Genomic DNA, 22,198 nt, shown 5'->3' with positions numbered 1-22,198 from the left:
AATCGACAAACGGTAACTTCAAAATTATATATTTGTCTTTTAAAATTTATAAATGGAACTCAAACTTAATAAACCAATTTGCTTTTTTGACTTAGAAACTACAGGAATTGATGTCGCCAAAGATCGAATTGTTGAAATATCTGTCTTCAAAGTTTTTCCTAACGGAAACAAAGAAAGTAAAACTTGGCTGGTTAATCCAACTATTCCAATTCCTCCACAATCAACCGCCATTCATGGAATTAGCGATGAAAAAGTAGCCAACGAACCAACATTTAAGGAACTGGCTTCACAGGTTTACAACATGATTAAAGATTCCGATTTAGCTGGGTATAATTCCGATCGTTTTGATATTCCATTGTTGGCCGAAGAAATGCTCCGTGCTGGAGTGGATTTTGACATGAAAAACCGAGTTTCAGTTGATGTGCAAACCATTTTTCATAAAAAAGAAGAAAGGACATTAAGCGCAGCTTTGAAATTTTATTGTAACAAAAAAATCGAAAATGCGCATTCTGCCGAAGCCGATACGATGGCGACTTACGAAATTATGAAAGCGCAATTAGATCGTTATCCCGAATTGGAAAATGACATGAAATCGCTATCCGAATTCACCACCAGAAAAAAAATCGCCGATTTTGCAGGAATGATTGCTTTTGATGATGATGGCGATGAAATTTTCGCCTTTGGAAAACACAAAGGAGTAAAAGTAGATAGAATTTTAGAAACTGAACCGGGTTATTTTAGTTGGATGCAAAACGCTGATTTTCCTTTATATACAAAGAAAGTTTTAACGGCAATCAAACTGAGAAAATTAAACACCAAATTGAGTTAATCTTAGAATAAAAAAAATGAAAATCATCTGCATCGGTAGAAATTATGTCAAGCATATAGCAGAACTACACAACGAACGACCAACAGAACCTGTTATTTTTATGAAACCCGACTCGGCAGTTTTATTAAAACAACATCCTTTTGTGATTCCGGAATTTTCACAGGATATCCATCATGAAATCGAAATTATTGTAAAAATAAGCAAAGTTGGAAAACATATTGATGCCAAGTTTGCCCATAAATATTATGATGAAATCAGCGTGGGAATAGACTTTACGGCTCGGGATGTACAGAATCAATTAAAAGCGAAAGGATTGCCGTGGGAAAAAGCGAAGGCTTTTGACGGCTCGGCGGTAATTGGAGAATTTTTGCCCAAAAAACAATTTAATTCATTGGAAAACATTACATTTGAATTGACCAACAATAATTTGACAGTCCAAAAAGGCAATACCAGTCACATGTTGTGGAAGATTGATGAACTAATTTCTTTTGTTTCTCGATATTTCACTTTAAAAATAGGTGATATTATTTTTACGGGAACTCCAGAAGGAGTTGCGGTTGTGAAGCCAGAAGATGTTCTGGAAGGATTTTTAGAAGGAAATAAATTATTTAGAATAGAGATAAAATAATGGCATTACATTACAACTTAGCAAAAGTGCACGCGCTTTCAGATAACGATTCAGAATTTGTTAATCAAATCCTTACGTTATTTGTTACGGAAATTCCGGAAGATTTATTAGAAATCAAAGAGGGAATAAAAAAGAAAGACCATAAACATGCTTATGCTTATGCACATAAAATAAAACCATCTCTTGATTTGCTTGGTTTAAATATTGCTTTCGAAGAAATTCTTCAAGTCGAAGCTTGGACAAAAGCCGAAGGCAAAAAGAAAGAAATAAAAGAAATATTTAAGAGTATAAACAACCAAGTAAACGATGCGATCAAGGAATTAAAGAAAGATTTTGATTTGTAGAGAAACTTTTCGATTCCTTTTTACTGTCTAAATTTTAGAACTTTTTGAAGTTTGATTAATGTTCCGATACTTCGGGATTAATTTCATGATGAATTCCTAAATTAAGTTCCCAAACCTTAAATTAAAAAATGAAAGCAACCATAATTACTATAGGTGATGAAATTTTAATAGGACAAATTGTCGATACGAACTCCGCTTTTATTGCCAAATCACTAGACAGAATTGGTGTTGAAATTCACGAAATGATTTCCATTAGCGATAACAAGCAACACATTCTGGATACCTTTAAAAAACTTCAAAACGCGGTTGATCTAGTCCTAATTACAGGGGGACTTGGACCAACAAAGGACGATGTTACCAAGCAGACTTTTTGTGATTATTTTGAGGACGAACTGATTGTTGACCACGATGTTTTAAGCCATGTCACCCAACTAATCGAAGGGTTTTACAAGCGAACTATCACGCAAATAAATAAAGACCAAGCATTGGTGCCGTCAAAATGTACCGTACTTCACAATCAAGTGGGGACGGCGCCGGGGATGTGGATGAAAAAAGAAAATACCGTATTTGTTTCACTTCCGGGAGTCCCTTTTGAAATGAAATATTTGGTCGAAAACGAAATCATTCCCAAAGTTGTTCGAGAATACAAGCGGCCTTACATTCTTCATAAAACAATACTTACTTACGGTCAAGGCGAAAGCTTGGTTTCGGAACGTATCGAAAAATGGGAAGATAATTTACCGGAATTTATCAAATTAGCTTATTTGCCAAATCCCGGAAGCGTGCGTTTGCGCCTTTCGGCAAGAGGAATCGATAAAGAATTCTTGGAGAAATCCATCGAGGAAAATGTGATTTCCCTGACGAAAATAATAGGCGATATTATTGTGGGCTTTGACGATGATGAAACCCTTGAAACTGTCGTGGGACACCTTTTGAAACAACAAAAGAAAACCATTTCGACTGCCGAAAGTTGCACCGGCGGAAAAATTGCCCAGGTTCTGACATCGGTTTCAGGTGCTTCAAAATATTTTAAAGGAGGCATTGTTTCGTATGCAACCGAAACCAAAATATCCGTTTTGGGAATTTCTGAAAATTTGATAAAAGAGCATTCCGTGGTAAGCGCCGAAGTTGCGAAACAGATGGCAACCAACGTAAAAAACACAATGAAAACGGATTACGCCATTGCCACGACTGGAAATGCCGGTCCGACGAAAGGAGACTCAAATGCCGAGGTTGGAACTGTTTTTATTGCATTGGCTACGCCAAATAATGTAATTGTCGAAGAATTTAATTTTGGTCAACCCCGTGAAAAAGTGATAGATAGAACCGTGATTAAGAGTATGGAAATGTTGCGGAAAGAAATTTTGAAAAATGTGCTTTAATTTTTTGCTTCATCCGTTTATTTTTCTTTTCTTTGCACCCTGATTTTGAATAACGATAAAAGATAAGAATAATGTCAAGAGTTTGTGACCTTACAGGTAAAAGAGCGATGGTAGGAAATAACGTTTCTCACGCTATGAATAAAACTAAGAGAAAATTTTCTGTAAACTTAGTTAAAAAGCGTTTTTATCTTCCAGAAGAAGATAGATGGATTACTCTAAGAGTAGCAGCATCTACGATAAAAACAATTAACAAAAATGGAATCGCTGCAGTTTTGAAAAAAGCTAAGTCAGAAGGATTTATTAAATAATCTTTTTCCAAAATAAATAAATAGCAAGATGGCAAAGAAAGGGAATAGAATCCAGGTAATTTTAGAATGTACTGAACACAAAACATCAGGTGTTGCGGGAACTTCAAGATACATAACAACAAAGAACAAAAAAAATACTCCGGACAGATTAGAGATTAAAAAATTTAATCCAATCTTGAAACGTGTAACTGTTCATAAAGAAATTAAATAATTATTAGTCATGGCAAAGAAAACAGTAGCATCGTTACAAACATCTTCTAAGAGATTATCAAAAGCCATCAAAATGGTGAAATCTCCAAAAACTGGCGCATATACATTCGTAGAATCTATTATGACTCCTGAAGCAGTTGATGAGTTCTTGAAAAAGAAATAATTAACAATTACATTATATAGAAAAGCTACTTTCATTCGGAAGTAGCTTTTTTATTTTCTATATTTACCGTTAGAAAATTATATTAGTTTTTTGAGCTATTTCTTTTTCTTAATACTATTTATAAAATGAGTTTTTTTAAAAAAATATTTTCTTCAGAGAAAAAGGAAACTTTAGACAAAGGTCTAGAAAAATCAAAAACAACTTTCTTTTCAAAGTTAACCAAGGCTGTTGCCGGTAAATCAAAGGTAGATGATGAGGTATTGGACAACTTGGAAGAAATTCTTGTTTCCTCCGACGTTGGAGTCAACACCACCTTAAAAATCATCACCCGAATCGAAAAACGCGTTTCCGAAGATAAATTCCTTGGAACGGATGAACTCAATCAAATTCTTCGGGAGGAAATCGCAGGTTTGCTCTCCGAAACCAATTCCGGCGAAGCTACCGAATTTATAATCCCAATAAATACAAAAAAACCTTATGTTTTGATGGTTGTTGGCGTAAACGGTGTTGGAAAGACCACTACCATTGGAAAACTGGCATACCAATTCAAAAAACAAGGATATAAAGTAGTTCTTGGTGCGGCTGATACTTTTCGTGCAGCGGCGATTGACCAATTACAAGTTTGGGCAGATAGAGTGGGAGTTCCGTTGATAAAACAAAATATGGGAAGCGATCCGGCATCAGTGGCTTTTGACACTTTGCAATCCGCTGTTGCCCAAAATGCCGACATCGTCATCATTGATACAGCCGGTCGTTTGCACAATAAAATCAACTTGATGAACGAGTTGACAAAAGTAAAACGCGTGATGCAAAAAGTAGTTGGCGATGCGCCTCACGACGTGCTATTGGTTCTTGACGGTTCAACCGGACAAAATGCCTTTGAGCAAGCCAAACAATTTACCGTAGCCACCGAAGTGACATCGCTTGCAGTCACAAAACTCGACGGAACTGCTAAAGGTGGTGTTGTCATCGGGATTTCTGACCAATTTAAAATTCCCGTGAAATACATTGGAGTAGGTGAAGGAATCGAGGATTTACAGGTTTTTAATAAATATGAATTTGTAGATAGTTTTTTTAAATAATAGCCTAATGGATTTTTCTTCTTTCAAAAATATCAGCCCAATTTTTCTTTATTTATTGAGCGTTATTTCGTTTGTTTTAGCGAATTTATTTAGGGATAAAAGTGATTTCTTATATGGATTTTTACTCGTTTTTGGAGCAGGTTTTTTTATTTTTGGGTTTCTCAAAAGCAGAAAAAATAAGTAGCAAAATGAAAAACACACTTAAATTTTTATTTGTTTCATTTCTTTTTATCTCTTGTCAGCAAAAGATAACCCCCTCGGATATATCCAAAATTAACGGCTATTGGGAAATCGAAAAAGTGGTTTTTGACCAAGGAAAAGACAAGGATTATACCATAAACCAGAGTTATGATTATTTCCAAATTGGCAAGAATAATACCGGTTTCCGAAAGAAAGTAATGCCGCAATTGGACGGCACTTTTATCGTAAATGATACATATGAAAATATAAAAGTGCGTTTCGAAAAGGATAAAGTATTGCTGGATTATTCAACACCTTATGCAAAATGGACTGAGGAATTGATTGCTGTTTCCAAGGATAAATTAGTCTTTAAAAATGCCGAGAACAAGGAATATCATTACAAGAAAGCAACACCAATAAATATTCTGGGCGATGGCAAAAAGACTAAATAATCAAAGTACCGTTGGCGATGTTTTGAAGCAAATAATCCAAGTCAACAAACTTCAACCCGGAATGGATCAAATCGACGTCAAGGAAGCTTGGAAACAACTTATGGGAAATGGCGTGAATCATTACACCAAAAACGTGGTTTTGAAAGGAAGTACCCTATATGTAGAGCTTAGTTCGGCAGTTTTGCGTGAGGAATTAAGCCATGGGAAGACCAAAATTGTCGCAATGATTAATGAGGAATTGCGTCGCGATGTTGTCAAGGATGTTGTTTTGAGATAACTTTTTTAGTGTTCAGTCTCAGTATTCAGTTTGCAAATAAAAAAATCCCATTTAGCTAGTAAATGGGATTTTTTTATGAGTGTTATCTGCTTTCCCTTTTCTGAATACTGAAAGCTGATTACTGAATACTAATTAGAACTGCTCACGTCCTGCGAAATGGAACGCGCCTTCAATAGCTGCATTTTCGTCACTGTCCGAACCGTGAACAGCATTTTCGCCAATGGAAGTGGCATACGCTTTACGAATGGTACCTTCTGCAGCTTCGGCAGGATTTGTGGCTCCAATCAAAGTTCTGAAATCTTCAACGGCATTGTCTTTTTCTAAAATTGCGGCAACAATAGGACCACGTGTCATAAATTCTACCAATTCACCATAAAAAGGTCTTGCAGCGTGAACAGCATAAAATGCTTGTGCATCTGCAACGGTCAATTGGGTTAGTTTCAATGAAACAATTTTGAAACCACCATTTGTAATCATTGCCAATATATTACCGATGTGTCCGTTTTCGACTCCATCAGGTTTAATCATCGTAAAAGTTCTATTTGTAGCCATTTTTTTGTTTTTTAAAATTTTGTGCAAAAATAAACTTTTTTATGAATTTATTTCAATAAATCGGCGCTAAAAAGGGTTTATTCGGTATTAATACCGTTATTTCTAAAATTTATACCTTAAAAACAAGTTTGTTTTTGTACAATATCCATAAAATGAAAGACCATAATAGGGCGTAGGACAATGCAAAAGCCAATGACGCATCCAATGGATTATTAAAAGTTGGAACAACCCAAAAATTGTAAAAATAACTTTGAACATTGATTTGTTTGCTGGCAATTTGAGGGTTCTGAATTTTAATGGCGGCCAACACCCAAGAAATTATTGGTGAAAAGAAGAAAACAAACATTGGATTAACCCCCCAAATTAAAAAGAATTTCGTCCATTTTTTATAATTGGCAATTTCAATTACATAATATAAAAAGGTCAGGCTAAGTGTCGCCAATCCGGAAGTAAATAATACGTAAGAACTGGTCCATATCGATTTGTTTATAGGAAATGCGGTGCTCCAGATAATGCCCACAACTGTAATCGACACACCTATAAGAATCATTTTTTTGACGATTTCCATTTTTGGCAATGGGCGATTTAACAATTGACCAACAAGCAATCCAATTATTCCCGAAGCAATTGCTGGAATCGTGCTCAAGAAACCTTCCGGATCCCAGGTTTTTGTAAAAGTCCACATATGCCCATCTAGTAAAACACCATCGAGCCAGGATGCCAAATTGGTTCCTTTTTCAAAGTTGGCTGTTCCAATTCCCGGAACTGGTATCAATGTCATTAATCCCCAATAGAATAACAGTAGTCCTATGGCAGTAAGAACTTGGGTTTTCTGGGTGGTTTTAGTGTATAAAATGGCGACAAATAAGTAAACGATTCCAATTCGCTGAAGAACTCCTGGTATTCTAACTTCTTGGTAATCTTTAATGCCGCTATAAGCCAGAAAGAATAAAATGGCGATAATTATCGCGACCAAGTACATTTTTACTTTTGGACTAAAGTTGCCCAAAAGGGCATAAGCTACTGCAAATGTTATTGCCAATCGAACCAATAATAATGGAATTCCTTCCAGACCAAAAACTTCTATTTTGTTAAAAAAATTCAAGAATAATCCCAAACAAAATATGCGCAGGGAACGAACGACTATTTTGTTGAAAGTTGCGCTATCTAACTTTTTGGTTGGCATTGCAAAGGAAATAGCAGCCCCCATTATAAAAATAAAGAAAGGAAAAACCAAATCAGTTGGAGTGCAACCGTTCCAGGAAGCGTGTTCCAATGGCGAATAAATCGACTTCGGGCTTCCCGGATTATTGACAATAGTCATCAACAAAATGGTAAATCCCCTGAATACATCGAGTGAAATCAAACGTTCTTTAATCATTGTTTTTTGGTTTTTTTGGTTAATAAAGTTTAGGAAAATAGGTTATTTGTTTTTCTTTTTTAAGTGAGTATTATTATGTTAAAATTAGTCTGTAATGGCTTAAGTTGGTTTATTAATATTGGGATTAAATCTTCTCCATATTCTAGATAAAATTCTGAAAAATTGGTTTGGCGTTCCTGTAAACTTTGGTTTGGGAACAGGTCATTTTGCAAGTCAATAATTCGATTTAATTCAGCGGAATGTTTATGTTTTTGTGCTTTAAGTAAACGTTTTTCAAGATTTTCCAAGCCTTTTATCTGTTTAGTTTCCTGAGCTTTTACGGCTCCAACAAAGGATTTGTCAGTTTTTTTTGCCATTTCAAAAAGTGCTTCGAATTGTTTCCGAAGGTGTTCTTTTTGTGGCGTAAAATCGATTGGAAATTCGGATAAAATTTTTATTTTTTCATTCAATAAATCGCCTTGTTTTGAAAATAAAGCCTTCCAACTTAATCCTAATTTATCTGCTTTCTTGGCTTGTTTCTCGGTCGCCAATAAAGCGGAATTTCGAAGTAAAAGTATTGGAAAAGTGACTTTTACCGTGTCAAAAAAAGATTTCAGTTCCAGCCAATAGGCGATTTCCCCGCCTCCGCCAATATAACATAAATTGGGCAAAATCACTTCTTGGTATAACGGACGCATAATCACGTTGGGACTGAATTTTTCGGGATGATTTTCCAATAAAGAAAGTATTTCGCTTTCCGAAAATTCAATTTTGGTGTTGTTTACTTTGTATTTTTCCTCCCGATTGCTATCGGGATCAAGAATGATGCGTTCCCGCAAATTATCTTCCAAGTAAAACAAATTAATTTCACGGGGATTGACTTGAATGGTATAGTTTTTTAGCTTTTTGGTGGTTTCAAGCACCAGTTTATGTGAAGTTTGATGAATTAATTCTTCCTTCATAAAAGGAATAAAAGTTCGTTTAAATTCTTGATTGTCGGCATCAAGGATGACTAAACCATAAGCTCCAAAAAGCTCATTTGCCAAATGGCGTGTCGCATCAGCTAAATTAGAATGGTTGATATAGGCTTCTTGAAACGATTTTTTTATGGTATAGGCATTCGTGCCGGAACCTAGTTCAAGTTCGAAAACTTTAAAAAAGTCAGCCAATCCCTCGGTGGATAATCTTCCAACTGGTCCGGTGCTTTCCTTGTTCCAGCGAAACTTTCGACCTTTGAAATTGAAATAATTGATTTCTTCAAAATCGTGGTCTTCGGTTGCCATCCAATAAATAGGGACGAAGTTGTAATCAGGATATTGAGTTTTTAATTGCTTGGTTAAATTGATAGTCGAAATTATTTTGTACAAAAAATACAAGGGCCCGGTAAATAAATTCAATTGATGACCTGTCGTGACAGTGAATGTATTTGAGTTTTCTAAAGCTTCAATGTTTTGTTTTGTCAAAGCCGAAGTTTCAACGGTAGCGTATTGTTTTTGCAAAACCGAAACTAAAACATTTCTTTTATTGTCATTGAAATTGCCATTGTCATTGAAATTCTTTTGTTTTTCCAGAATCTGTCCTTCAAAGTTTTCAAGACTTGCAAACCGATTGTAAAGGGACTGTAAATTGGGTTTTTGGTCTAAATAATCATTCATCAAAGTAGAAAAATATCCAGAATTTTTATAGTTGATAGAGTCAGTTGGCATAGGAGAATTTATTTGGAGTAAAAGTACCAAAAATTATCGGAACTAAATATTTGTTACTTTCGAAAATTAGTGTCATTTTTATGGAAATATTTTAATTCTATATATGAAAGTAAATTCCAGTCCAAATAAAGTCAATTCATTAAAACACGTGCTTTTTGGCAGTTTAATAGGTACCACAATAGAGTTTTTTGATTTCTATATTTATGCCAATGCTGCCGTTTTAGTTTTTCCGAAATTATTTTTTCCGGGATCCAATCCTACTGTTTCCATAATAGAATCACTTGCAACTTTTTCAATTGCTTTTTTTGCCCGTCCCATTGGTTCTGCCGTTTTTGGACATTATGGTGATAAAATTGGACGAAAAACCACCTTGGTTGTCGCCTTATTAACAATGGGAATTTCTACCGTTGCTATTGGATTTCTTCCCACTTATGCCAACATTGGCATTGCTGCGCCTTTATTATTGATGTTTTTTAGGTTTGGTCAAGGATTGGGACTTGGAGGCGAATGGGGTGGTGCCGTTTTATTGGCAATCGAAAACGCACCTCCTGGAAAACGTGCTTGGTACGGAATGTTTCCCCAACTTGGTGCGCCAATTGGGTTGTTACTTTCCGGAGGAACTTTTCTTTTGTTGAGCGACACATTGACTAACGAACAATTCTTCAATTACGGATGGAGAATCCCTTTTATTGCAAGCGCAGCTTTAGTGGTAATTGGATTTTATATTCGTTTGAAAATTACAGAAACCCCCTCTTTTCTTGCTTCTTTAGAGACCAAAAAACGGGTGCGAATTCCTTTGGTAACCTTGTTAAAGTCCTACCGTCGTGAACTCATTTTTGGAACGCTGGCTGCAGTTACGACTTTCTTGACCTTTTATTTAATGACGGTATTTACCTTGAGTTGGGCAACAACTGATTTGGGTTACACAAGGCGTGATTTCCTAATTATGCAGCTTTTTTCAGTATTATTCTTTGGAATATCGATTCCGATTTCGGCGGTTTTAGCCGACAAATTTGGTCGAAGAGTGGTGTTAATCATAATTTCTATTGCCATTGCCATTTTTGGATTGTTTTTTTCTTTGCTGCTTGGTTCAGGAAATACGACATTAATCACGATTTTTCTATGTTTGGGAATGACGTTGATGGGTTTGACTTACGGACCATTAGGCACTTTTCTTTCGGAACTTTTTCCAACGGAAGTGCGTTATTCGGGAGCTTCACTCACATTTAATTTTGCGGGAATAATAGGTGCGGCTTTTGCACCGATAATCGCTATATGGATTGCCAAGAATTATGGACTTACCTATGTTGGTTTTTATTTATCGGCTGCCGCAGTGCTGACTTTTGTGTCGCTTTTGGTGATTAGTAAAAAGGAACATCAATTTTGATATTTTAGGTTTAATTCCTCGAAATATCGCTTCGATTTATTTAAGAAAACCATTGCTTCTTATTTCTTTATGAATAGCAATAATATTTTCTGGAATTTCACCTTCTAATAGCCAGTTTACATCTAAACCGTTATTTATGGCTGTTTTCATTAATGACGAATTTTGCGAAATGCGTGTTCCTAACTCGTTTAAACTTTCTTTAAACTCCATTAAATAATCTTCGTGAAGTGAATTTACCAGTAACAAGATTTTAAATGCTCTTGCAATGACATATATGTTAATCTTATATGTATCATTTGTTTTTGAATTTTCTAAACGTATTTTGTTTGTTTTTAATACTTTGTTAAGCATTTGAATATTCAAACTTGCTTCGCCAAATTTGTCTTTCGTGATACGAACGTGTTCACTAATAGTACCACTCAAATCGCGTATGTCCATCAGTAGATAGCCCAAAGAGTAAAATCTGTCACTCATTCTGGTTACAGCTTTTGTGACTTCTTTTTGTATAGCGCTTCTTCTTTCTTCTACGGTTTCTGTATTTACCAATTCAAAATGCAATCGGTTTGCTAAATCCAAATCGTGTTTTAACAATCTAAAAATTAGTTTGTCTTTCTCTGCACTTGGCAAATTTTGGATTGCTTCTTTAAATTCTTTTGGGAATGTCATTTTTATTAAATTTCTATTTTATCAATCTCTTTCATAATTCTATCCGTTTCACTCAAAGCCACGATGATTTTTTGATAATGCAAAATATCTTCATAGCTCAATTCTCTGCCTTTGCGGTCTTTGAGCCATTTTTGCGCAGGTTGATACCCGCCAATATAGAAGTTCCAAGCCACTTCAGGAACGTTCGCAAAATATTGTGTTTCGTTGATGTGCACTCGTCCAATATTTTCCACCTTCGACAACTGCTGTAAATTCCCCTCCATTGGAGGGGTGCCCAACGGGCGGGGTGGTTTTTTATCTTCAAGACAACTTCCATTTGGGTCACTATATTTTTCAATTATAAATTCCTCCAAATTTCTCATCACGCCTTTCATATTTTGCAGTACTTCCACAACTGGTATTCTGTACACTTTTAATCCTAATGACAGTAAGTATTCTTTTCTCACTTTGTCATATTCTTCTTTGGTGTCGTGGCTTGAACCATCAATTTCGATGACCAGTCCCAGTTTTTTTACATAAAAATCTACAATGTAGTTGCCAATGATTCGCTGCCTATCAAAATCTATTTTGTAAAACTGATTTTTTGTTACTTGCATCCAAAATAAAACTTCTGATAAATTCTCGGCTTGTCGCAATTCTCTTGCTCTCGTTTTTAGTTTTATATTATAGGGTAATTCTAAAATTGGGTTGAAGAATATTGGGGTAGATTTTATTGTGGTATCTGGAAGGACTGAGTTTTGGGATGCGATATTAGAAACCACCCCGTCCTGCGGACACCCCTCCGGAGGAGGGGAATTTTCGCTCGATACTACAGAATTTGAAATTGGGTTTTTGACGAAATGTGGTTTTACCACCACATTATCGCCATCTTCGGGATATTGCGTGATGTAGTTCTCAACAATTGGGCTTTCCAGCAAATGGATTTGGCGTAATTCGCCACCTAATGCTACCAAATTCCAGAAATTGGCAATTTCTTCTTTCGTACAGACGCGATTAATCGCATCTTTACAAGGAAACGGCACACGTGGAAAATCTATCTTCAAGAATTCCTTGTATTTCTCTCTATAATTGGGCGAATGCAAGACCGCATAGATATAATCGAGCAAATCAATGGGAGCAAAGCTTTGCCTAAACTCTGGTCGCACATCCTCACTATTAGCAAAACAAACTTCTCCTTCTGTTTCTTTTTCGTTAGTAAAAGTCAAACCCAAAGCTTCAGCAATTTGTTTTACAATTTCAGGGTTGAGATTGGGTGTTCTAAATTCCCCTCCTTTGACTCCTGCTGTAAATTCCCCTCCTTCGGAGGGGTGCCCAACGGGCGGGGTGGACTTTAATAGGGATTGTTGGGCAGTGGTTTCAGGGTAAAGGTAAAGTGGAAACACACAGCCACTTCCAAATAATTTTGCACTTGCTGTAATATTTCCATCAATGATTTTATTAGTAATAAAACTATGTCTATAATCTTGAGTTGTTTGTCGTGGTATAATAAGTCCAATATTGGAATTTAGGAAATGTTTCATTACATCAAATCTTGAACGACCAATAAATCCGCCTGAATTTTTTGTAATTATAGTTTCTCTGTTGTCAAAGGGTCTATATTGTATCTTTTGATTAAAGAAAATATCTGAAATAATACTTTGTTTTGCATTTTCAAAGTTCCAACCGCTTGAATCTTCTTTAGATTTGTATTTATTTTTTAATGTATTTACAGTTTCGTTTTTAAAATCGGAAATAACTTCCTCTAAGCCTTGTTTGTTGAAATGTATAGATAATGAATCGCATTTTGTTTCTATTCCATTTGAATTTAATCGAAACAAATTATCAACTTTAAATCCTTTTTTATACTCTAAATTTAAATCAAAGTTTTTTGGAACAAAAAAGTAATAAGGTTCTTTATATTCTAACTTATTCCATTTAAAAGATTTTATGGAATTCTCACTCAAAAAATCATACTTAAAATCTCTTTTCCCTTGTAAATCGTGATGAAAAACTTCGGCTAATTGACCACCCCGTCCTGCGGACACCCCTCCAGAGGAGGGGAATTTGGAGGGGAATTTTCTCCCAGTTTTGACAAATATATTAATGGAAACGCCTTGCATTATATCGAATACATTTTGGTCTGGTGAACCATCGGGAGACACTTCTTTTTTCTTGGCATTTCCGTGTAAATCGAGAATGTAAATTTTGTCGAAACTTTCTAATAAATTTTTACGCATTTGGCGATGCGTAATACCATCAATAAAACTATTGTTCGAAATATAGGCTAAAATTCCGCTACCATTTTTGTCAATAAAATGCTGGCCGTAGCGTGTAAATTTGATGTAATCATCATCAAGATTAATTTTTCTTTCGTTTAAATCTTTTTTGTAATCTTTAATTAAATTTTGAATCCATTCACTTTTGTTGCTACTGCTCACACTATACGGCGGATTCCCCATCACGACCATAACCGGTGCATCGCGTTTTACAGCATTGGCTTGGTCGGCTTCGTCTGAGAGCCAAGAACTGAAAAGCGTTGCCGTGTCTGGATGCGCTTCTTCGAGCGAGTTGGTCAGAAAAATACGAAAACGTTGGTCGTCTGTAGGTTTATAACCTGTTTCGGTCAGGAGCATATCCATTTTAAGGTGAGCCATTGCATAACTCGCCATCAATAATTCAAAACCATTCAGGCGAGGAATCAAATCTTTGGTTACATATTTGCTCCAAATGCCTTGCTGTCCTTCAAATTTTTTGTGAATGTGTTTTACCACTTCGGCCAAAAATGTTCCTGTTCCCGTGGCAGGATCCAAGATTTGTACTTTGTGTACTTCCACCTCGGTTTCCACTTCTTTTATTTTCGAGTTGGCTCCTTTACCAGTTTGGGTAACGGCTTTTTTCTTAATTTTTATTTTGCTCGTATCCGCCAATCCTTGTGGCAAATCGAATTCGGTTTTCAAAATATCGTCCACTGCACGAACAATAAAGTTCACCACAGGTTGCGGCGTGTACCAAACCCCACGAGCTTTTCGCAAAGCAGGATTGTATTCGCCCAAAAAGGTTTCATAAAAATGCACCACAGGATCTTCTTGTTTGGTACTTCGCCCAAAATTTTTCATAATCGTAGCCACATCACTAGCTAGAAAAATGTTAACGAGTTCATCTACAATCCAAGTTAAACGAATGTCGAGGTCAAAACCAGCAATGTCCTGAAATAATTTTCGAAGAAATGGATTCGATTTCGGAATCAATTCGGCCGCTTCCATTCGGGAAAAAGTGGGTAAAGTAGGGTCGTGATAGCGAGCTGCAAACATTCCGTAAGCAATGGTTTGGGCATAAATATCAGCAAAAGCTTTATTGTCTATATCGTGAATAAGCATTTGTTGAAACGACAACATTTGCGATTTTATCTGGGAACGTTTGCCTTCTTGGTCGTCATTGGTCAAGGATTTTTCGATAACATCTGCCATCAACTTTGCTTTTCCTGCCATCATTTGGGCTAATTTGGTAGGCGATTTGATAGTTTGTGAAATCGTTTGGGCAAAGTTTTTTATCAATTGTATAAACTGCTCAAAATTTTCGGGAATGGGAACTATTTGACCACCCCGTCCTTCGGACACCCCTCCAGAGGAGGGGAATTCTATTTTGGCAATGGAAATTTTGGTGGTCAACACACCATCTTTATAGAAATGAAAATCCATATAATCGGTGAACACCAAATTTGACAATCCCGATTTGTAACGGTCAAATTGTTCCTTTAGTTTTTTGTCTGCTAAATCCACTCCAATATCTTTGGCTTCGATATAACCCACAGGCACATCCTTGCGTGTCAAGACATAATCTGGCGCACCACAATCTACTCTTGCAGGTTCGTTGGTAACTAGTATATCAGGTAAAATGGCCATAATAAGGTTTTGCAAATCGCCACGATAGGAGTGTTCTCTTGCATTGCCTGTAATATAAAGCGTGTTTATTTTGGAGAGGTATTCAGGAATAGTCATTGCTTTTTTTTGAGAATTTAAAAGTAGTAATTATATTCCTAAATATTGAAAAGGTTCGATGATGAATCTAATTCTTTTCTAAAATACCTTACTTTTGCACAAATCATTCATCTTGAAAACCCAAGTATTTCTTATCACGCCACCTTTTACCCAACTGAATACTCCGTATCCGGCAACGGTTTATATCAAGGGGTTTCTGAACACCAAAAACATCGAATCCGTTCAGGCGGATTTGGGTATCGAAGTGATTTTGAAATTGTTTTCGAAGCAAGGTTTAGAAGATTTGTTTCAAGTTCAAAGTTCAAAATTTGAAGTTTTAGAAGTTTCGGATAATTCCAAAAGAATCCTCGCTCTACAAGACGAATATACCAAAACCATAGATTCGGTTATTGCGTTTCTCCAAGGAAAAAATCCAACCCTTGCATTGCAAATTTGTCAGGAAGACTTCTTGCCGGAAGCTTCTCGGTTTTCTCAATTAGAAGTCCCGATAGCTATCGGGATGGATTGGGCTTTCGGAACAATGGGAACGCAGGATAAAGCCAAACATTTGTCGACTTTATACCTCGAAGATATTTCTGACTTTATCGTAGAATGTGTCGATTCGAATTTTGGTTTCAGTCGCTATGCCGAACGTTTGGGTAGAAGTGCCAATTCTTTCGACGAATTATATGAAGCCTTGCAAGAAAAACCCACTTATATTGATGAAATTTTAATTTCTATTTTGAAAGAAAGAATCGAGACGATTCAACCCGAATTATTTTTGATTTCCGTTCCTTTTCCGGGAAATTTATACAGTGCTTTTCGTTCGGCGCAATGGGTACGAAAACATCACCCAGACATCAAGATTTCGATGGGAGGCGGTTTTCCCAATACCGAATTGCGTTCGCTTTCGGACAAAAGAGTTTTTGAGTTTTTCGATTTTATTACATTGGATGATGGCGAATTGCCTGTGGAATTGCTTTTTGAAGCAGTTTGTCATTCCGACGAAGGAGGAATCTCATCTTCTGATTCCGAACAAACTCAAGAACCAAAATTCAAAAGAACTTTTCTCCTCGAAAACGGCAAAGTGGTTTACAAAAATAATTCCACACGCGGAGACTACAAACAATCCGAAGTGGGCACGCCGGATTATTCAGATTTGCCATTGGATAAATACATTTCGGTTATCGAAATCGTGAATCCAATGCATCGAATGTGGAGCGACGGCCGATGGAATAAACTCACGATGGCGCACGGTTGCTATTGGGGAAAATGTACTTTTTGCGATATTTCATTAGATTATATCAAAGTGTACGAGCCTATTGCCGCCGGTTTATTATGCGATCGAATGGAAGAAATGATTTTGCAAACGGGCGAAAACGGCTTCCATTTTGTGGATGAAGCCGCACCACCAACATTGATGCGCGCTTTGGCACTGGAAATACTTCGCAGAAAATTGGTCGTGACTTGGTGGACAAACATTCGCTTCGAGAAAAGTTTTTCTGGAGATTTGTGTTTGTTGCTCAAGGCTTCTGGTTGTATCGCCGTTTCTGGAGGGCTCGAAGTGGCTTCGGACAGATTGTTGAAACTGATCGACAAAGGCGTGACGGTAGAACAAGTGGCGAAAGTGACTCGAAATTTCACTGAAGCTGGAATTATGGTGCATTCCTATTTGATGTATGGTTTTCCAACACAAACGGTTCAGGAAACGGTGGACAGTCTCGAAATGGTGCGCCAATTGTTCGAGGTTGGTGTTTTGCAGTCGGGTTTTTGGCATCAATTTGCTATGACAACACACAGTCCGGTGGGAATGCATCCAGAAAAGTTTGGTGTCGTGAAGGAAACCGAAATCCTTGGAACTTTTGCCAATAACGACATCAATTATGTTGACAAATCTGGAATCGACCATAATAAATTCAGTTTTGGATTAAAGAAATCCTTGTTCAATTTTATGCACGGCATTTGCTTTGACTATGAGTTGCAGGATTGGTTCGACTTCAAAATTCCGAAGACAAAAATACAACCTGATTTTATTTCCAACGCTTTAGAGCAAGAGGAAGATTTTAATATAAAACCGACTGCCAAAATTGTTTGGCTAGGAGGAAAGCCGTCTCAGGAACATTTCACGAAATCAAAAAAAGGAAATTCCTGGGAAATGATGGCTTTGACTTTTCACGACAAAAAAGAAAGTTTCGTTATTCAAACGGGCAAAAAAGAAGGAGAATGGCTGGTGGAAATGCTCGAAAAGATTTCGATTTCTAATGCTAAAACCTGTACTTTTCAAGAAATTAAGGCTGATTTTGAAAGGAATTTGGAGGATTTTGAATTGTTTTGGTATTCCAAACCCGTGAATACTTTGAGGAATTTTGGATTGTTGGTATTATAAAAAAAACGCATTATTCATTGCTCTTTTTCAATGAATAATGCGGTAAATTTAATTATAAAATGAATTTTTTATGCTAATTAATCCATATTCTACTTCTTGAAATGCCATCGTGGCAACTGTTGCAAGCCCCGGCTGCAATTGGGGTTGACATAGAATTTGTTGAAGTACTTCCCGTGACAGAAGGGTACAAACCACCTGTAAAATCAATGTTTGAGGAGGTATAGAAGTTTCCTTTGGTATCAACATTAAGGGTGTATTTTAATGTTCCGGTTCCATTTGGTCCAGTATAAAGCTTTACGGTTGCATTGGAATTGGTATTTGTAAATGTCCCATTATAAACTGTTCCGGCTACTTTCCACACGGGAGCTTCACCTCCGCCCGGTGTGTGACAATTCATGCAATTCTGCCCCATATTATGACTGTTACTGCTCCCCGTTGTGCTGTTACTTATTGACCCATATTCGCTCTCGGTTGTGCAAGACTGCATAAAAACTAGAAGTATGGCCGCTGCAAATGGTGTAATTAGTTTTAGTTTCATGTTTTAGATTGTATACTGTTTATATTTTCTATTTTTTTTATTTATAATGGATTTCAGTCTCCACATTTTTTGATTTTTATTTCTAAAATTTAAAATTCTAATTGCATTATTTGGTATGATTAAAGCCTATTATTTGTTTTTCTATTTTCAATAAATAATAGGCTATGTTCAGTAGGAAGTTTATAATCAGGTACCGAAATTATTTATTTCCCCCCGAATGCTTTTAATTTGTTAATTCGTCCATACTCTTGCTGTGGAAGTTCCTCCTGTGTGGCAACTGTTACAGGCTCCATTTGTGATAGTGGAACCCATATATTTTGTTGTGGTAGCTCCTACAACTGCAGGATACAAACCGCCCGTAAAATCAACAGGTCCTACGCTGTAAAAATTTCCCCTAGAATCAGCGTTAAGAGTGTATTTTAATGTTCCCGTTCCATTTGGACCCGTATAAAACTTGATAACAACATTAGGGGCTGTAGTTGTTCCAGCTGAACTGTTGTATGCTGTTCCACCCACTTGCCAAACCCCTTTTCCAGAACCAGCACCACCAGGATTATGACAATTCATACAATTTTGTCCCATATTATGGCTTATATTTCCACCAGTTGTACTTGAATTTCCACCAAGTACAATTCCTCCAGTTGTAGTTCCGGTAGTCGTGCCAGTTCCAGTAGTTGTTCCGCCAGAAGTTGTTCCAGTCCCAGTGGTAGTTCCGGTAGTAGTTCCATTATCATCATTTTCTTTCTCTACATTACTGTTTGTAGTGCCGCTATTAGTTGTGCTATTTGTAGTGCCATTTGTAGCAGTACCATTATTTATTGGTTCATAAGGGTTCGGTACGGTACAAGATTGCATAAGGACAAGAAGTACAATGGCTGAAAAGGTTGTTGTAAGTTTAAGTTTCATAATTGTTTAAATTTGGTTTTTAATTGTTTTTACTTATTTTTTAGTGGATAATTAAGGAGCTCTTTTTTGACCTGTTTAATTTATATTCCAATGACTCAATTGTTAAAATAAACAGTTTGTGGTTGTTTAGCTAAAACATCCAAGAATAGAATTACCCTACTTTATTTTTTAAATTATTTTTTCTATATAGACCTCAGCCTACATTTTGTATTGAAGAAATTGTTTTTGGCATAAATTATTTATATCCCCTAAAGTCCTATTTTTTTTATTTTTATAATAGATTCAACCTGAATATTTTACTTATTTAATTCGTTTTTTTTTATATATATTATCAATTTAGGGTAGGGTAATTTCACTCATGGATGTTTTAATTACTAAAGAAATAAATATTGATGTCGATTTGTTTTTTTAGAGATTAAAACGGAGTGTTTAATAAAATCTTAATAAATTATAATTATGAACAAAAAGTTTAAAACAATCACTTTTTCAATTGTTGTAATTGGAATAATAGCCTTTACAGGATTTAATTATGTCATGTATGGTGGTGCAAGGAATTTATCAACGGAAGAAACAGCTTTTACCGTTTCTTCAAAAAGCATTGCAAATGAATTTGCAGCCAATATAGAAGCGTCAAATAAAAAATATCTCGAAAAAGCAATTGCCATAAAGGGAACTATTACCAAAATAACCGGCACCGAAGTTATTATAGATAATTCTATTGTTTGTAATTTGAAAAATTTTGACGCTACAATCCAAAAAAATCAAATTGTAACTTTAAAAGGAAGAGTCGTAGGTTATGATGATTTAATGGGCGAATTAAAACTAGACCAATGTTTTAAGGCTTCTTAAATTTAGCTAAAAATTAATAATTAAATTAAATTAAATGAGAATGAAAAACTTTTTATCTTTTATGCTTGTGTTTTTTACGATTGGCTACGCCTCTGCACAGGACGACTTATTAAATCAACTGGATGCCCAAAAATCTAATGATAAACAAATAGAAACGGCGGCTTTCAAAGGATTACAGATTTGTAATATGCAATCGACAAAATTGCCGGCTCAAGGCGAGTGGTATATGGTGGTTTCACACCGTTTTGGTGATTTGACCAAAGGATTTGACAACTTTTTTGGGATGGATAATGCTTTGACTAAAGTGGGTGGAATATACGGAGCAACTAATTGGTTATCATTTGGTGCATCAAGACAGACTTATAATAAAATATATGAGTTAACCGCAAAATACAAGTTTGCAAACCAGGTGGAAAGCGGTTTTCCGGTAACAATTGTAGGATATAATACTATGGATATTAATAGCGCATTAAAAAACACAATATATCCGAATTTGAAATTCACCGATAGATTGGCTTATACCTCACAATTGCTTATGTCCAGAAAATTTTCAGAATCATTTTCTTTTGAAGCTGCAGGTGTCTATGTTCACAAAAATTTATATGAAGGATCATTTGAACAAAAAGATCAATATTTTGTGGGTGCCGGTACAAGATATAAATTATCTAAAAGGATGAGCGTGAATTTAGAATATGCAGCACGAATGATATTAATTGAAGGTTTTGTATCTCCTTATCACAATCCGCTTTCTGTAGGTTTGGATATTGAAACTGGTGGACACGTCTTTCAATTGGTGGTATCCAATAGCCAACCGATGAATGATGTCGCGGTATTTTCGAATGCTTCGGGAAACTGGAATGGAGGCAGTCTCTATTTTGGATTTAATATGTATAGAGTTTTTTAAAAATCAAAAAGAATAATTATGAAAAGAATAAAAATATTTCTAATGCTTATCAGTGCTGCATTTGTCGTTTCTTGCGAATCCACAACTTATGATCAAATTTCAATACCAAGCACAAACCCTACCTATACTATAAATGTTGGGCCAGTGATAAAGGCAAACTGCTCAGGTTGTCATTCCGGTGGTTCCCAATTTCCCGACTTGGGAAACTATGCTCAAGTAAAAGAGGCCGCCCAAAATGGTAATCTATTGTGTAAAATTAACGGTACTTGTGGTTCAGTTATGCCTACTAATGGAAAAATGTCACAAGGAACAATTGATATGATTCAATTATGGTCTTCTAACGGATATATAAATTAATAAAATAAGATAAAATGAAAAAAGGAATAATTTTAGCGATGTTTTTTTTGGTAGGAAACGTAATTTTTTCACAAAAAATGATGACCCGCTCAGGTGAAATAAAGTTTGAAGCTTCCATGCCCGCTTTTGAGGAAATTGCTGGAACAAACAGTACCGTTTCTTGTATTCTTGACGAGGCAACTGGAGATTTCGTGGCATTGGCACTGATAAAAGCATTCAAGTTCAAGTCGCCTTTGATGGAAGAACATTTTAATGAGAATTATATGGAGTCTTCCAAATTTCCTAAATCAACTTTCAAAGGTAAAATCTCGAATTTTGATGCCAAAAAATTATCATCTAAACCATCAGAATTTGATTTAGAAGGCGATTTGACAATACACGGTGAGACCAAAAAGATTAAAACTAAAATATCACTTTCGTTGAATGCCGGGAAAATTTCAGCAAAAAGCCTGATTTTAGTTAAACCACAAGATTATAATATTGAAATTCCAAATTTAGTAAAAGGCAAAATTGCCGAGAATGCTAAAGTTTCAATCAATTTTGTTCTTGAGGCGAAATAAAAATTTTATAGATATACAACGAAGCTCCAAATAATTATGGCATTTGGAGCTTCTTTGCGTTTTCGAATGTTTTTTCAGAAATGATACCATTGGTTAATATGTTTTAGTCCAATCGTTCTGGTATAATGCCGCTGTATATTTCATTTAGTTCCCTTTTTATTGGACTAATTTGAAATAACTACCGGTATTGTTATCGTTTTCTAGCATAAATTTTGC

At 35.8% G+C, this 22,198-nt stretch carries 23 protein-coding genes; 16 read left to right on the top strand and 7 right to left on the bottom strand.

Annotation, left to right across the window (positions count from 1 at the left end; translation table 11 throughout):
- Nucleotides 1-52: 52 nt before the first annotated feature.
- The 10 genes from B2145_RS10925 (at nt 53) to B2145_RS10880 (ending at nt 5,855) form a co-directional block, all read left to right on the top strand.
- Entirely contained in the window at nt 53-829 is a 777-nt protein-coding gene (locus tag B2145_RS10925; RefSeq protein ID WP_291102136.1) for a 3'-5' exonuclease, read from the top strand.
- A gap of 16 nt (nt 830-845) precedes the next feature.
- Entirely contained in the window at nt 846-1,457 is a 612-nt protein-coding gene (locus B2145_RS10920) for a fumarylacetoacetate hydrolase family protein (RefSeq protein ID WP_291102135.1), read from the top strand.
- Nucleotides 1,457-1,801, top strand: coding sequence for an Hpt domain-containing protein (locus tag B2145_RS10915; protein ID WP_291102134.1), 345 nt, complete (start codon nt 1,457-1,459; stop codon nt 1,799-1,801). Before B2145_RS10920 ends, B2145_RS10915 begins: the two co-directional genes overlap by 1 nt.
- Before the next feature lie 128 nt (nt 1,802-1,929).
- Nucleotides 1,930-3,183, top strand: coding sequence for a competence/damage-inducible protein A (locus B2145_RS10910; protein WP_291102133.1), 1,254 nt, complete (start codon nt 1,930-1,932; stop codon nt 3,181-3,183).
- A 71-nt stretch (nt 3,184-3,254) separates the two neighbouring features.
- A complete protein-coding gene (gene rpmB / locus B2145_RS10905; protein WP_291102131.1) occupies nt 3,255-3,491 on the top strand; it encodes a 50S ribosomal protein L28 in 237 nt (78 codons plus the stop codon).
- Between the two features lie 28 nt (nt 3,492-3,519).
- Complete coding sequence (gene rpmG / locus B2145_RS10900; RefSeq protein WP_017495179.1) at nt 3,520-3,702, top strand: 50S ribosomal protein L33; 183 nt, start codon at nt 3,520-3,522, stop codon at nt 3,700-3,702.
- A 9-nt stretch (nt 3,703-3,711) separates the two neighbouring features.
- Entirely contained in the window at nt 3,712-3,864 is a 153-nt protein-coding gene (locus tag B2145_RS10895; protein ID WP_082014152.1) for a DUF4295 domain-containing protein, read from the top strand.
- Between the two features lie 125 nt (nt 3,865-3,989).
- Nucleotides 3,990-4,946 (top strand): signal recognition particle-docking protein FtsY, encoded by a 957-nt coding sequence (gene ftsY / locus B2145_RS10890; protein ID WP_291102120.1) that lies wholly within the window; start codon nt 3,990-3,992, stop codon nt 4,944-4,946.
- 188 nt (nt 4,947-5,134) lie between these two features.
- A complete protein-coding gene (locus B2145_RS10885; RefSeq protein WP_291102118.1) occupies nt 5,135-5,578 on the top strand; it encodes a lipocalin family protein in 444 nt (147 codons plus the stop codon).
- Nucleotides 5,559-5,855 carry a DUF721 domain-containing protein gene (locus B2145_RS10880; RefSeq protein ID WP_291102115.1) on the top strand — a complete coding sequence of 99 codons (297 nt, stop codon included), beginning with the start codon at nt 5,559-5,561 and terminating at the stop codon, nt 5,853-5,855. Before B2145_RS10885 ends, B2145_RS10880 begins: the two co-directional genes overlap by 20 nt.
- Nucleotides 5,856-5,987: 132 nt before the next feature.
- Here B2145_RS10880 and B2145_RS10875 read toward each other — a convergent pair whose 3' ends face one another.
- From B2145_RS10875 to bshC, 3 genes are all read right to left on the bottom strand, one after another.
- Nucleotides 5,988-6,407 carry a nucleoside-diphosphate kinase gene (locus B2145_RS10875; protein ID WP_291102114.1) on the bottom strand — a complete coding sequence of 140 codons (420 nt, stop codon included), beginning with the start codon at nt 6,405-6,407 and terminating at the stop codon, nt 5,988-5,990.
- A gap of 109 nt (nt 6,408-6,516) precedes the next feature.
- A complete protein-coding gene (locus tag B2145_RS10870; RefSeq protein ID WP_291102112.1) occupies nt 6,517-7,788 on the bottom strand; it encodes an acyltransferase family protein in 1,272 nt (423 codons plus the stop codon).
- A 59-nt stretch (nt 7,789-7,847) separates the two neighbouring features.
- The gene (gene bshC, locus B2145_RS10865; RefSeq protein WP_291102110.1) at nt 7,848-9,473 is read right to left on the bottom strand and encodes a bacillithiol biosynthesis cysteine-adding enzyme BshC; all 1,626 of its coding nucleotides are present in this window, start codon (nt 9,471-9,473) and stop codon (nt 7,848-7,850) included.
- 103 nt (nt 9,474-9,576) lie between these two features.
- Here bshC and B2145_RS10860 point away from each other — a divergent pair, with 103 nt between their 5' ends.
- Nucleotides 9,577-10,860, top strand: a complete 1,284-nt coding sequence (locus B2145_RS10860) for an MFS transporter (protein ID WP_291102109.1) — start codon at nt 9,577-9,579, stop codon at nt 10,858-10,860.
- A 36-nt stretch (nt 10,861-10,896) separates the two neighbouring features.
- Here B2145_RS10860 and B2145_RS10855 read toward each other — a convergent pair whose 3' ends face one another.
- Nucleotides 10,897-11,526 (bottom strand): hypothetical protein, encoded by a 630-nt coding sequence (locus tag B2145_RS10855; protein WP_291102108.1) that lies wholly within the window; start codon nt 11,524-11,526, stop codon nt 10,897-10,899.
- Nucleotides 11,527-11,531: 5 nt separating this feature from the next.
- Complete coding sequence (locus B2145_RS10850) at nt 11,532-15,503, bottom strand: type ISP restriction/modification enzyme (protein WP_291102107.1); 3,972 nt, start codon at nt 15,501-15,503, stop codon at nt 11,532-11,534.
- A 112-nt stretch (nt 15,504-15,615) separates the two neighbouring features.
- On the opposite strand from B2145_RS10850, the gene B2145_RS10845 reads away from it, so the two are divergent.
- Nucleotides 15,616-17,868 (top strand): B12-binding domain-containing radical SAM protein, encoded by a 2,253-nt coding sequence (locus tag B2145_RS10845; protein ID WP_291102252.1) that lies wholly within the window; start codon nt 15,616-15,618, stop codon nt 17,866-17,868.
- 73 nt (nt 17,869-17,941) lie between these two features.
- On the opposite strand, the gene B2145_RS10840 is transcribed toward B2145_RS10845, so the two are convergent.
- Together B2145_RS10840 and B2145_RS10835 are read right to left on the bottom strand one after the other, a co-directional pair.
- Complete coding sequence (locus B2145_RS10840) at nt 17,942-18,406, bottom strand: hypothetical protein (protein WP_291102106.1); 465 nt, start codon at nt 18,404-18,406, stop codon at nt 17,942-17,944.
- 231 nt (nt 18,407-18,637) lie between these two features.
- The gene (locus B2145_RS10835) at nt 18,638-19,312 is read right to left on the bottom strand and encodes a hypothetical protein (protein ID WP_291102104.1); all 675 of its coding nucleotides are present in this window, start codon (nt 19,310-19,312) and stop codon (nt 18,638-18,640) included.
- A gap of 456 nt (nt 19,313-19,768) precedes the next feature.
- Between B2145_RS10835 and B2145_RS10830 the strand changes: the two genes are divergently transcribed.
- From B2145_RS10830 to B2145_RS10815, 4 genes are read left to right on the top strand one after another with little or no spacing between them, the layout of a single operon-like run.
- The gene (locus B2145_RS10830) at nt 19,769-20,161 is read left to right on the top strand and encodes an OB-fold protein (RefSeq protein WP_291102102.1); all 393 of its coding nucleotides are present in this window, start codon (nt 19,769-19,771) and stop codon (nt 20,159-20,161) included.
- A gap of 40 nt (nt 20,162-20,201) precedes the next feature.
- The gene (locus B2145_RS10825; RefSeq protein WP_291102100.1) at nt 20,202-21,065 is read left to right on the top strand and encodes a DUF5777 family beta-barrel protein; all 864 of its coding nucleotides are present in this window, start codon (nt 20,202-20,204) and stop codon (nt 21,063-21,065) included.
- 18 nt (nt 21,066-21,083) lie between these two features.
- A complete protein-coding gene (locus tag B2145_RS10820; RefSeq protein WP_291102098.1) occupies nt 21,084-21,422 on the top strand; it encodes a hypothetical protein in 339 nt (112 codons plus the stop codon).
- Between the two features lie 14 nt (nt 21,423-21,436).
- Nucleotides 21,437-21,982, top strand: a complete 546-nt coding sequence (locus B2145_RS10815) for a YceI family protein (RefSeq protein WP_291102096.1) — start codon at nt 21,437-21,439, stop codon at nt 21,980-21,982.
- Nucleotides 21,983-22,198 lie beyond the last annotated feature (216 nt).

This window comes from Flavobacterium sp. UBA5153 (assembly GCA_002413745.1).
GTDB lineage: Bacteria > Bacteroidota > Bacteroidia > Flavobacteriales > Flavobacteriaceae > Flavobacterium.
This window is presented reverse-complemented; position numbering and strand designations above follow the sequence as displayed.

Bases quoted from the DNA above. Each gene is read 5' to 3' on its own strand.
- B2145_RS10925 (WP_291102136.1), top strand. From the start codon at position 53: ATGGAACTCAAACTTAATAAACCAATTTGCTTTTTTGACTTAGAAACT.
- B2145_RS10920 (WP_291102135.1), top strand. From the start codon at position 846: ATGAAAATCATCTGCATCGGTAGAAATTATGTCAAGCATATAGCAGAA.
- B2145_RS10915 (WP_291102134.1), top strand. From the start codon at position 1,457: ATGGCATTACATTACAACTTAGCAAAAGTGCACGCGCTTTCAGATAAC.
- B2145_RS10910 (WP_291102133.1), top strand. From the start codon at position 1,930: ATGAAAGCAACCATAATTACTATAGGTGATGAAATTTTAATAGGACAA.
- rpmB (WP_291102131.1), top strand. From the start codon at position 3,255: ATGTCAAGAGTTTGTGACCTTACAGGTAAAAGAGCGATGGTAGGAAAT.
- rpmG (WP_017495179.1), top strand. From the start codon at position 3,520: ATGGCAAAGAAAGGGAATAGAATCCAGGTAATTTTAGAATGTACTGAA.
- B2145_RS10895 (WP_082014152.1), top strand. From the start codon at position 3,712: ATGGCAAAGAAAACAGTAGCATCGTTACAAACATCTTCTAAGAGATTA.
- ftsY (WP_291102120.1), top strand. From the start codon at position 3,990: ATGAGTTTTTTTAAAAAAATATTTTCTTCAGAGAAAAAGGAAACTTTA.
- B2145_RS10885 (WP_291102118.1), top strand. From the start codon at position 5,135: ATGAAAAACACACTTAAATTTTTATTTGTTTCATTTCTTTTTATCTCT.
- B2145_RS10880 (WP_291102115.1), top strand. From the start codon at position 5,559: ATGGCAAAAAGACTAAATAATCAAAGTACCGTTGGCGATGTTTTGAAG.
- B2145_RS10875 (WP_291102114.1), bottom strand. From the start codon at position 6,407: ATGGCTACAAATAGAACTTTTACGATGATTAAACCTGATGGAGTCGAA.
- B2145_RS10870 (WP_291102112.1), bottom strand. From the start codon at position 7,788: ATGATTAAAGAACGTTTGATTTCACTCGATGTATTCAGGGGATTTACC.
- bshC (WP_291102110.1), bottom strand. From the start codon at position 9,473: ATGCCAACTGACTCTATCAACTATAAAAATTCTGGATATTTTTCTACT.
- B2145_RS10860 (WP_291102109.1), top strand. From the start codon at position 9,577: ATGAAAGTAAATTCCAGTCCAAATAAAGTCAATTCATTAAAACACGTG.
- B2145_RS10855 (WP_291102108.1), bottom strand. From the start codon at position 11,526: ATGACATTCCCAAAAGAATTTAAAGAAGCAATCCAAAATTTGCCAAGT.
- B2145_RS10850 (WP_291102107.1), bottom strand. From the start codon at position 15,503: ATGACTATTCCTGAATACCTCTCCAAAATAAACACGCTTTATATTACA.
- B2145_RS10840 (WP_291102106.1), bottom strand. From the start codon at position 18,406: ATGAAACTAAAACTAATTACACCATTTGCAGCGGCCATACTTCTAGTT.
- B2145_RS10835 (WP_291102104.1), bottom strand. From the start codon at position 19,312: ATGAAACTTAAACTTACAACAACCTTTTCAGCCATTGTACTTCTTGTC.
- B2145_RS10830 (WP_291102102.1), top strand. From the start codon at position 19,769: ATGAACAAAAAGTTTAAAACAATCACTTTTTCAATTGTTGTAATTGGA.
- B2145_RS10825 (WP_291102100.1), top strand. From the start codon at position 20,202: ATGAAAAACTTTTTATCTTTTATGCTTGTGTTTTTTACGATTGGCTAC.
- B2145_RS10820 (WP_291102098.1), top strand. From the start codon at position 21,084: ATGAAAAGAATAAAAATATTTCTAATGCTTATCAGTGCTGCATTTGTC.
- B2145_RS10815 (WP_291102096.1), top strand. From the start codon at position 21,437: ATGAAAAAAGGAATAATTTTAGCGATGTTTTTTTTGGTAGGAAACGTA.